The organism is Stenotrophomonas genospecies 5 (assembly GCF_054473825.1).
In genome coordinates this window covers 2551291-2562397 of record NZ_JBTMUW010000001.1, presented here as the reverse complement: position 1 = coordinate 2562397, position 11107 = coordinate 2551291, and the positions used below count along the sequence as shown (strand labels likewise).

Genomic DNA, 11107 nt, shown 5'->3' with positions numbered 1-11107 from the left:
GGTCAAGTCAACGGCGGCGCGCGAGTACGCGCAGGCGCACGTAGTCAGCCAGCGGCTGGCCCGCCGCGTTGCGGGGCAGGTCGGCCAGCAGGGCCGCGGCGGCCTCGCGAACGGTGGCACGGGCCTCGACCGGCAGGTCGTCCAGCAGTGGTGCGGCGAACACCCGCAGCCATCCTGCCACGCCTGTCGGCAGTGCGGTGGGGCGCGGCAGGCATTCGATCAGCTGCACCTGGAAGCCGTGCTGGCGCAGGCGGTCGGCATAGGCGTCGGCGGTCGGGAAATACCACTGGAAACCGCTGGCGCCATGGCCATGCGCAGCACGTGCGGCCTGCACCGCGGCGATGATGGTCGCCACGTTGCCATGGCCACCGAACTCGGCCACGAAGCGGCCGCCGGGACGCAGTGCACGGCGCACGCCTTCCAGCACGGCGTCGGGGTGGCGCATCCAATGCAGCGCGGCGTTGCTGAACACCGCGTCGAACGCGCTGTCGAAGGACAGGGCATGGCCGTCCATCACCTGCGCATCGACGCCGCGCGCGCGCGCGGCGATCACCAGTTCCGGCGACGCGTCCACGCCGTGGATGCGTGCACCGCTCAACGCCAGTTCACTGCTGAGCACCCCATCGCCACAGCCCAGATCGAGGATGTGCTCACCGGCGCGCGGGTCGAGCAGGCGCGACACCGCGCCGCCGAGCAGCGGCACGAAGCCGGCATCGATCGCATAGTCCTGGGCGTTCCACTGCTGGCCCGCCGTAGCGGACGTGGTCGTGTCGAAGGCGCTCATGTCAGGTTTCTCAGGCGGTGGCAGGGGTGGCGGTTTCGCTGACGCTGCTGGCAGCAGCCTGGCGTTGGCGCAGCAGCCGGTTGGCAACGTCCAGCCAGGCCAGCGCAGAGGCTTCGATGATGTCCTTGCTGGTGCCGGTGCCGTCGTATTCGATGCCGTCGTGGCGCACGCTCAGGTTGGCCTCGCCGCGTGCATCGGCACCGATGCCGACGCTGTGCACGTGATAACTGTCGAGCATCAGCTGCACGCCGGTGGCGGCCGACAACGCGCCGAACAGCGCATCCACCGGGCCATCGCCCTGCGCGGTCTCGGCCACGCGGTTGCCGTCCGGGTCGGACAGCTCGACCAGTGCATTGGCGCGACTGCCGACATCGCTGATGGTCATCGAGGCCAGGCGATAGCCCTGTGCATTGGCGCCGCCCTGCATCAAGGTCTGCAGGTCGGCATCGGTGACCACCCGCTGCTGCTCGCACAGGCCCTTGAACTGTTCGAACACCAGCTTCAGCTCTTCTTCGTCCAGCCAGAAGCCCAGTGCACGCAGGCGCGCTTCGACGGCGGCGCGGCCACTGTGGCGGCCCAGCACCATCTGCGAATCCTCCCAGCCCACGTCTTCCGGGCGCATGATTTCGTAGGTGCCGCGATGGCGCAGCATGCCATGCTGGTGGATGCCCGATTCATGGGCGAAGGCATTGGCGCCGACGATGGCCTTGTTGCGCTGCACCGGCATGCCGACCAGGCGCTGCAGCAGCTGCGAGGTGCCGACGATGCGCGGGGTGTTGATCGCGGTGTCCTGCTCGTAGAAGGCCTGGCGCACCTTCAGCGCCATCGCGATTTCTTCCAGTGAGCAGTTGCCGGCGCGTTCACCGATGCCGTTGACGGTGCACTCGACCTGGCGGGCGCCGCCCTCGATGGCGGCCAGGGAGTTGGCCACAGCCAGTCCCAGGTCGTTGTGGCAGTGCGCGCTGAAGATCACGTTGGTGGCATTGGGCACGTCGGCCACGCCGGCAATGACCTGCTGGAACATCGCGCGGATTTCCTCCGGCGTGGTGAAGCCGACGGTGTCGGGCAGGTTGATGGTGGTGGCGCCGGCGGCGATGGCCACGCGCGAGACCTCGATCAGGTAGTCCAGCTCGGTGCGGGTGGCATCTTCGGCCGAGAATTCGACATCGTCGATGTAGGAACGGGCCAGCGATACATGCTTGCGTACCGACTCCAGCACCTGCTCGCGGGTCATCCGCAGCTTGTGCTCGCGGTGCAGCGGGCTGGTCGACAGGAACACGTGCAGGCGCGGGTTGGCCGCGGCTTCCAGGGCACGTGCCGAGGTCTCGATATCGGCCTGCAGGCAGCGCGACAGCACGGCCAGGCTCAGGCCCGGACGGCGCAGTTCGCGGCCGATCAGGGCCATCGCTTCGCGGTCGGACTGCGAGCTGGCCGGGAAGCCGGTCTCGATGATGTCCACGCCCAGTTCGTCCAGCGCACGCGCCATCACCAGCTTCTGCGGTGGGCTCATGCTGCAGCCGGGGGACTGCTCGCCGTCACGCAGGGTGGTGTCGAAGATGCGGATGCGCGGGGTGGTAATTCGTTCGATGGTGGTCACAGGGAGATCTCCTCGACAACAGGTGCAACGGCGTGCAGGGGGGAAGGGGGGGCAGCGGTGGTGGGCGTGACGCCGGTCCGTGCCGGCGGGCGGGGCGTCTCGGCGCGACGCCGGCGCGGCTTGCGCGGCGGGCGTGGGCGGATGTCGGTCAGCAGGCCGGCCAGCACGCCGGCATCGATGTTGCCGCCGGAGACCACGGCGCACTTGCGGCGCCCGGCGATGCGTCGACCGGCAGCCAGTGCCAGCGCGCCCGCGCCTTCGGCGATGATGTGTTCTTCCAGTGCCAGCCGCACCAGCGTTTCACGCAGTTCGGCCTCGCGCACGATCACCACGTCGTCCAGCAGCGAACTGCACAGGCGACGGGTCAGGAGGCCGGGGATCTTCACCCGCACGCCATCGGCCAGCGATGCCACCGGGGCGATCTCGCGGACATCGCCTTGGATCGCACGGGCCATCGAGTCCACGCCTTCCACCTGCGCACCAATCACGCGCACGCCCTGCGACTTGAGCGCCAGGGCGACGCCGGCGGCCAGGCCGCCACCGCCGATCGGTACGATCACCACGTCCGGCGCGTGCGCGGCCAGCTCGATGCCGACCGTCCCCTGGCCGGCGATCACGTCGGCGTCGTCAAAGGCGGACAGGAAGCGATAGCCATGACGCTGCGCCAGTTCGACGGCGAAGGCGCAGGCCTCGTCATAACTGTTGCCGTGCTGGCGTACGGTGGCACCCCAATGGGCGACACCGGCGATCTTGGTTGCCGGTGCACCGTGCGGCATCACGGTGATCGCGGGGACATCCAGCCGGTAGGCGGCCCAGGCAACGCCCTGGGCGTGATTGCCCGCCGAGGCGCAGATCACCGGGCGGCTGTCGCCGCGCTCGCGGCCGGCCAGCAGGGCATTCAACGCGCCGCGCACCTTGTAGGAGCCGGTCCGCTGCAGATTCTCCAGCTTCAGCCAGGTGCCGAAGCGTTCGGCATGATGCAGTGGCGTGGGCGGCAGGAAGCGGCGCAGGCGCGCCTGCGCGGCCAGGACATCGGCGACGCTTACGTCGCCGACATCACTTTCCTTGCTGGTGTCAGCGGCCGGCATGGGCCACCGGTGCGGTGCGCGCGACCATCGCATGCGGGTACGGGCGGCGAAGAAGACGCCTCCGTACCGGCACCGTGGTCACAACGGTACGGGTGTTCATTGCGATACTCCTTCGATGCTGCTGTCTACCGGCGTCAGCTCCACCGATACGCAGTCGTAGATCTTTTCGATCTGCCGGCACAGCGTCTCCGCCGGTCGCTGGCCGTCCACGACCAGCTGCAGGTGCCAGCGTCCGTCATCGGCGGCGTCCGGAGCACCGCTGATCGAACGCGGCGCGAAGCCACGGCGCTCGGCCATGCCGATCACGCGCAGCAGCGCGCCTTCGGCCGGCTGCAGCACCAGGTCAAGCCGGTATTGCATTGGGAGTCTCCTGGCGGGCATGGGCTGGATTGCTTTCCAGCATGGTGCTGTTGGCGGTGTTCGGCGGCACCAGCGGCCACACGTTGGCGCGCGCGTCGATGGCCACGTGCAGCAACGCCGGGCCCGGCTCGGCCAGCAGCGCGGCCAGGCCGCCTTCGACGTCATCGCGCGAATCGATGCGGCTGGCGGCGATGCCGAACACCTGGGCCAGGGCGACGAAATCCGGGTTGTCGGACAGATCGATCTCGCTGTAGCGCTCGGCGAAGAACAGCTCCTGCCACTGCCTGACCATGCCCAGCGAGCTGTTGTCCAGCAGCACGATCTTCACCGGCAGGCGGCACCGGGCGATGGTCGCCAGCTCCTGCACGTTCATCATGAAGCTGCCATCGCCGGACACCAGCACCACGGTGCGCTCCGGGCAGGCAAACTGCGCGCCCATCGCCGCCGGCAGGCCGAAGCCCATCGTGCCCAGCGCGCCGCTGGTCAGATGGTTGCGCGGATGATTGAAGCGACAATGCTGGGCCACCCACATCTGGTGCTGGCCGACGTCGCAGGCAATCACCGTGTCGGCGGGTGCCAGTTCGCTCAGGCGCTTCAGCAGCGCCGGTGCGTAGATGTGCTGCCCTGGCGCGTCGTAGCGGGCGGCGAAGCGGTCGCGATGCTGCGCACAGCGGCTGCGCCATGCGTCCTGATGGGCCCTGGGGGAGGGGAAGGCCGCATGCAGGGCACGGATGGCATGGCCGACATTGCCGGGCACGGCGACGTCGGCGCTGCGCAGCTTGGAGATCTCGTACGCATCGGCATCGATATGGACCACGCGCGCGAACGGAGCGAACTCCGCCAGCTTGCCGGTGGCGCGATCATCGAACCGTGCGCCCAGCACCAGCAGCAGATCGCTTTCCTGCACCGCCATGTTGGCAGCGCGGGTGCCGTGCATGCCCAGCATGCCCAGCGACTGCGGATGGTGTGCCGGCAGAGCACCCAGTCCACGCAGGGTCATCACCGTGGGAATGCCACTGGCCTCGACGAAATCGCGCAGGTCCTGCACTGCATCGCCCAGTGCGATGCCACCGCCGGCATACACCACCGGCTTCTCCGCCGCCGCCAGCGCTGCGATGGCGGCGGCGATGGCGTCGTCGGTGGCTGCCGGCGGCGGCTCGACGCTGCTCGGCACATGCACCGGCAGGTGACTGGCATCGGCCACCTGCACATCCTTGGGCAGGTCGATCAGCACCGGGCCGGGACGTCCTTCGCGGGCAATGCGGAAGGCATCGGCGACGACGCGGGGCAGGTCATCGACGCTGCGTACCAGCCAGCTGTGCTTGACGATCGGCATGGTCAGGCCGAACACATCCAGCTCCTGGAAGGCGTCGGTACCCAGCAGGGGCGTACCGACCTGGCCGGTGATGCAGACCATCGGCACCGAGTCCAGCATCGCATCGGCGATACCGGTGACCAGGTTCGATGCGCCGGGGCCGGAGGTGGCCACGCAGACGCCCACCTGGCCGCTGGCGCGTGCGAAACCGTTGGCGGCCAGCGCCGCGCCCTGCTCGTGCCGCACCAGGATGTGCTTCAACGACGAATCCACCAGCGCGTCGTAGAACGGCATGATGGTGCCGCCGGGATAGCCGAACAGCGTGCGGACGCCTTCGGCCTCCAGTGCCTGGGTCAGCCAGCGCGCCCCGTTGGGTGGCGCGCTGCGGTGTGTGGAAGAGTTCATGGGGGACCTTGCAAGCGGGTGGGGGAGGGCCGCGTGGTTACGCGGCCTGTCCTTGCAACCAGACCATCTTGGCGCGCAGTTCCTTGCCTACCTTCTCGATCGGATGCTCCAGGTCGGCCTGCTTGAACCGGTTGTAGTTCGGCAGGCCCGCTTCGTACTCGGCCACCCAGTTCTTGGTGAAGGTGCCGTCCTGGATGTCCTTCAGTACTTCCTTCATGCGCTCCTTGGTGCCGGCATCGATCACCCGCGGGCCGCTGACGTAGTCGCCGTACTGCGCGGTTTCGGAGATGAATTCCAGCATGCGCGAGATGCCGCCTTCGTAGAACAGGTCCACGATCAGCTTCAGTTCGTGCAGCACTTCGTAATAGGCGATCTCGGGCTGGTAGCCGGCTTCCACCAGGGTCTCGAAACCGGCCTGTACCAGCGCCGAGGCGCCACCGCACAGCACCGCCTGCTCACCGAACAGGTCGGTCTCGGTTTCTTCCTTGAAGGTGGTCTGGATCAGATTGGCGCGGGCGCCACCGAGACCGGTCGCATAGGCCTGCGCATGCTGCGCGGCCTGGCCGCTGGTGTCCTGGTAGACCGCCCAGATGCACGGAACGCCACGGCCGATCTCGTACTCGCGACGCACCAGCGCGCCCGGGCCCTTCGGTGCGACCAGCACCACGTCCAGGTCGGCGCGCGGCTCGATCATGCCGTAGTGGACATTGAGGCCGTGGGCGAACAGCAGGCACGCGCCCTGCTTCATGTTGGGCGCCAGCACGTCGTTGTAGAGCTTCTTCTGCACCATGTCCGGAGTCAGCACGGCGACCAGGTCGGCATCCTTCACCGCATCGGCGGGAGCCACGACGGTGAAGCCATCGGCCTGGGCCTTGGCTTCGGTCGGGCCGCCCGGCCGCAGGCCTACCACCACATCGAAGCCGGATTCGCGCAGGTTCAGTGCGTGGGCGCGGCCCTGGCTGCCGTAGCCGATGACGGCGATCTTGGTCTGGGGCAGGTCGTTGGTGCTCATGGGGGAGGTTCCTTGCGGTGGGAAGAAAAAAGAACGGCCGGTCGTCGAAGCGACGTACCGGCCGGTCAGGGGAAAGCGGTGGAGGAGGGGCCGCGCATCGCACAGGAACGGCCGCCACGAGGCATCGTGGTGCGGCAGGTCCGGGTTTTGCAGAAGGCGGTGGTCATGGTGGTTGCGTCTGAAACCAGGTCTTGAAATGAAAAAACCCGCACCTGGGCGGGTGCGGGTTTTTGATCGAGTTCCGGTGTGTTCTATCTGCTTACACGCTGGCTCGTCCCGCACCTGTTGGTTGGGTAATAAGTACGAGCACAAGAATCGAACGCAGCGACGCGGCGCCGATGTCGGCGGCTTCGATGTGGGTTCGCGGTGGTGTGTTGTGTTGCAGCATGTGATCGAGAGAAACACAGCTGTTTTGACGATGTCAACCCTTGTCGGGGTGATTCCAGGCACTTTCCGCTGCGTCCAGCGGAATCGCTTGTGGCGCAAGGATGGTTGCCGCTGAAAGTGTTTCGGTGAACCCGAATTCACTCCTTTCACCAAGGTTTTTGCGCGGATTTTGGGGGTTCTGCCCGCCGGGCATGACCCGGTGCCGGCAGCGGTCGCCGCGGCCGCCTCGCCCCATGACCTCTGCCCGATACCGCGTGAAGGCCGCAGCGGCGATGATCGGTGCTACCACCCTTCCATCGGAACCCGACTGTGTCCCGACGCCTTGCCCGTTCCCTGCTGGCTGCCGCCGTCCTGGCGGCCATGCCCGCGCTTTCCCTCGCTGCCGACCGCATCACCGGCCACACCTTCGCCACCCGCTCGGAAGTCATCGCGCCTCACGCCATGGCGGCCACTTCGCAGCCACTGGCCACCCAGATCGCACTGGACGTGATGAAATCCGGCGGCTCGGCGGTCGATGCCGCCATCGCCGCCAATGCTGCGCTGGGCCTGATGGAGCCGACCGGCAATGGCATCGGTGGCGATCTGTTCGCCATCGTCTGGGACCCGAAGACACAGAAGCTGTACGGCTACAACGGGTCCGGCCGCTCGCCGAAGTCGCTGACCCTGGCCGAGTTCCAGCGCCGCGGCCTGAAGGAGATCCCGGCGACCGGGCCGTTGCCGGTCTCCGTGCCGGGTGCCGTCGATGGCTGGTTCGCCCTGCATGGCCGCTTTGGCCGCAAGCCCATGGCCGACAATCTTGCGCCCGCCATCCGCTACGCGCGCGAAGGCCACCCGGTGGCCGAGGTGATCGCCTATTACTGGGATCGTTCCGTGCCACGGCTGTCGCAGTATCCCGGCTTCAAGGAACAGTTCACGGTCAACGGGCATGCCCCGCGCAAGGGCGAGATGTGGAAGAACCCGAACCTGGCCGATACGTTGCAGAAGGTGGCCGACGGCGGCCGGGATGCCTTCTACAAGGGCGAGATCGCCCACACCATCGGCGATTACTTCAAGGCCAATGGTGGCTACCTGAGCTACCAGGACATGGCCGACCACCACGGCGAGTGGGTCGAGCCGGTCAGCAGCAACTATCGCGGTTACGACGTATGGGAGTTGCCGCCGAACAGCCAGGGCATCGCCGCGCTGCAGATTCTCAACGTACTTGAAGGCTACGACTTCTCGAAGATTCCATTCGGCTCGCCCGAGCACGTGCATCTGTTCGTGGAGGCCAAGAAGCTGGCCTTCGCCGATCGTGCGCGCTTCTACGCCGACATGGCCTTCCAGCCCGCACCGGTCCAGAAGCTGATTTCCAAGGAGTATGCCGCGCAGCGGCGTGCACTGATTTCCATGGACAAGGCGTTGAAGGAAGTGCAGCCGGGCACGCCGAAGCAGCTGGAGGAGGGCGATACGATCTACATGACCGTGGCCGATGCTGACGGCATGATGGTGTCGCTGATCCAGTCGAACTACCGCGGGATGGGCAGCGGCATGGCGCCCCCGGGGCTCGGCTTCATCCTGCAGGACCGCGGCGAGATGTTCGTGCTGCAGAAGAACCATCCGAACGGCTACGCACCGGGCAAGCGCCCGTTCCAGACCATCATTCCGGCGTTCATCACCAAGGATGGAAAGCCCTACGCCAGTTTCGGCGTGATGGGCGGTGCGATGCAGCCGCAGGGCCACGCGCAGATCGTGATGAACCTGGTGGACTTCGGCATGAACCTGCAGGAGGCCGGAGATGCGCCGCGTATCCAGCATGAAGGTTCCACGGAGCCGACCGGTCAGGTCACGGCGATGACCGATGGGGGGGAGGTGAACCTGGAGACGGGCTTCCCGTACGAAACGGTGCGCGCGCTGATGCGCAAGGGGCATCGCATCGTGTTCGCCGACGGTCCGTACGGCGGGTATCAGGCGATCATGCGGGATCCGGACACGGGCGTGTACTACGGCGCGTCGGAGAGTCGAAAGGATGGGCAGGCGGCGGGGTATTGAGGCCTCCCGGCCACCGGGCTGAGCCCCCTCGCGGCTGATCGCCAGAGCCGATCATGGATTGGGGCGTGCGGATGGGAATGCCGGGGGACGCCGTGAATACGTCCTTGTAGGCTTGGCCGCGGCATCCATGCCGCGGACACCCCCGTCCTTCCCACCCGCACGCCCCCCGACAATTTCCGTGCGCGTCAGCCACGGAAGAGAAAGAAGAAGATCAAAAGCAACAGCAACAGCAACAGCCGCGCGCTGTGGGTTGGGGTCCGATCCGTTTTCCAGAGGAAACGGATCCGACCCCTTCGTGTTTTTCCGGCGCAGGCTGCCGAACACCCTCAATCCGAATCCTGCGCGCGCGCTGCTTCGGCCTGGGTTTCTTCCTGTGCCGCCATTTCGCGCGCGATCCACGCATCGATCATGTGCCGCTGGCGCTGTGCCTGCCGCCGCTCCCGCGTGTACTCCTGGTCCAGTACCCGGTACAGCGAGACCATCACCAGCACCATCAGCAGCGCGAATGGCAGTGCCGAGATCGTGATCATGCCCTGCAGTGCGTCGAGGCCGCCGGCCAGCAGCAACGCACCTGCGATCAGTGCGATGCCCACACCCCAGGCCAGCTTGCGCTTGGCGGGCGGGTCGCCTGCCTCGTCGGTGGACATGCTGGCCAGCACCAGCACCGCCGAGTCAGCCGAGGTCACGAAGAAGATCATCAGCAGAACCAGCGCGATGCACGACAGCAGCAATGGCAGCGGCATGCTGTCGAACAGGGTGAACAGTACGGTCTCATAGCCATTGCCCAGCGCCTGTACCAGGTCTGCATGGCCGAAGATCTGCGACCAGATCGCGGTGCCACCGAACACCGAGAACCAGAAGAAGCCCAGCAGCGTCGGCGCCAGTACCACGCCCACCACGAACTCGCGCACGCTGCGGCCACGCGAGATGCGCGCGATGAACGAACCCACGAACGGTGCCCAGGAAATCCACCAGGCCCAGTAGAAGATCGTCCAGTCGGCGACCCACGTACTGGAGGAGAACGGTGACATGCGCAGGCTCATCGTCACCAGCTGGTTCAGGTAGGACCCCAGCGTCGTGGTGAAGGTGTTGAAGATCGCGCCGGTCGGCCCGAGCACCAGGACCAGTGCCAGCAGCAGGGCGGCCAGTGCCAGGTTGAAGTTCGACAGCCATTTCACGCCGCGCTCCACGCCGCTGAGGGTGGAGGCCATGTACAGCACGAAGGCGACGGCGATGATGGTCAGCTGCAGCGGCACACCGGCATGCACGCCGAACACGCGCTGCATGCCGGCTGCGATCTGGATGGTGCCGAAGCCCAACGTGGTGGCCACACCGATTGCCGTGGCCACCACCGCGGCAATGTTGACAATCCGTCCGATCCAGCCCCGATGATGATGACCGATGATCGGCTGCAGCATGTCGCTGACCAGCCCGCGGCCGTTGCGGTTGAACTGGAACCACGCCATTGCCAGACCGATCAGCGCGTAGATCGCCCACGGATGCAGGCCCCAGTGGAAGAACGCATAGCGCATCGCTGCACGTGCGGCGTCCATGCTTTCCGGTGCCAGTCCTTCCGGCGGCTTGCTGAAGTGGGAGATCGGCTCGGCCGCCCCCCAGAACACCAGGCCGATGCCCATGCCGGCGGCGAACAGCATCGACATCCAGCTGGCCCGCGAGAATTCGGGTTCGGCGTCTTCGCCACCGATGCGCAGGTTGCCGAAGCGGCCGAACGCCAGGTACATCAGGAACACCAGCGCCAGGAACACCACCAGCAGGTACAGCCAGCCGATGCCGCGGATGAGTTCGCCGAGGATGCTCTGCACCACGGCGTTGAAGGGACCGGGTGCTACGCCGGCAAGCAGCACCAGCAACAGGACCAGTGCGATGGAAACACGAAACACCATGAAGGAGCTTCTCCGATCAAAGGGATTGAGGGAGCGAGCAAATGCTTGCAGCGAGGGGCCGGCGGCACTCGAGCGCTAGCCGGGCAGGGGCCGCGATGGCGGCGATGCGTCATCGGTCGCAGCGACACGATGCGCGTGCACGTTACTGAACGCGACGTCATGGTTGCGTTAATTCATCAATGTCGCGTGACGCGCAGCCGCCCCGTAGGCTCGCCCTGTTGCAGGAC

At 66.8% G+C, this 11107-nt stretch carries 8 protein-coding genes; 1 reads left to right on the top strand and 7 read right to left on the bottom strand.

What is annotated here, in order from left to right; translation table 11 throughout:
* Positions 1-7: 7 nt before the first annotated feature.
* The 6 genes from ACX9OW_RS11785 to ilvC all read right to left on the bottom strand — a co-directional run bounded on the left by ACX9OW_RS11785 (position 8) and on the right by ilvC (position 6561).
* The gene (locus tag ACX9OW_RS11785; RefSeq protein WP_111186152.1) at positions 8-784 is read right to left on the bottom strand and encodes a class I SAM-dependent methyltransferase; all 777 of its coding nucleotides are present in this window, start codon (positions 782-784) and stop codon (positions 8-10) included.
* 10 nt (positions 785-794) lie between these two features.
* Positions 795-2381 carry a 2-isopropylmalate synthase gene (locus ACX9OW_RS11780; RefSeq protein ID WP_459062300.1) on the bottom strand — a complete coding sequence of 529 codons (1587 nt, stop codon included), beginning with the start codon at positions 2379-2381 and terminating at the stop codon, positions 795-797.
* Positions 2378-3469 (bottom strand): threonine dehydratase, encoded by a 1092-nt coding sequence (locus tag ACX9OW_RS11775; RefSeq protein WP_459062299.1) that lies wholly within the window; start codon positions 3467-3469, stop codon positions 2378-2380. Before ACX9OW_RS11775 ends, ACX9OW_RS11780 begins: the two co-directional genes overlap by 4 nt.
* Positions 3470-3565: 96 nt before the next feature.
* A complete protein-coding gene (locus ACX9OW_RS11770) occupies positions 3566-3829 on the bottom strand; it encodes an ACT domain-containing protein (RefSeq protein WP_053520294.1) in 264 nt (87 codons plus the stop codon).
* Positions 3813-5549 (bottom strand): acetolactate synthase 2 catalytic subunit, encoded by a 1737-nt coding sequence (ilvG, locus tag ACX9OW_RS11765; RefSeq protein WP_111186805.1) that lies wholly within the window; start codon positions 5547-5549, stop codon positions 3813-3815. The genes ACX9OW_RS11770 and ilvG overlap by 17 nt, the downstream gene beginning before the upstream one ends.
* A gap of 37 nt (positions 5550-5586) precedes the next feature.
* A complete protein-coding gene (gene ilvC / locus ACX9OW_RS11760; protein ID WP_053520296.1) occupies positions 5587-6561 on the bottom strand; it encodes a ketol-acid reductoisomerase in 975 nt (324 codons plus the stop codon).
* Between the two features lie 696 nt (positions 6562-7257).
* On the opposite strand from ilvC, the gene ggt reads away from it, so the two are divergent.
* The gene (ggt, locus tag ACX9OW_RS11755) at positions 7258-8976 is read left to right on the top strand and encodes a gamma-glutamyltransferase (protein ID WP_340044931.1); all 1719 of its coding nucleotides are present in this window, start codon (positions 7258-7260) and stop codon (positions 8974-8976) included.
* A 326-nt stretch (positions 8977-9302) separates the two neighbouring features.
* On the opposite strand, the gene ACX9OW_RS11750 is transcribed toward ggt, so the two are convergent.
* The gene (locus ACX9OW_RS11750; protein ID WP_053519166.1) at positions 9303-10880 is read right to left on the bottom strand and encodes a BCCT family transporter; all 1578 of its coding nucleotides are present in this window, start codon (positions 10878-10880) and stop codon (positions 9303-9305) included.
* Positions 10881-11107: the final 227 nt, after the last annotated feature.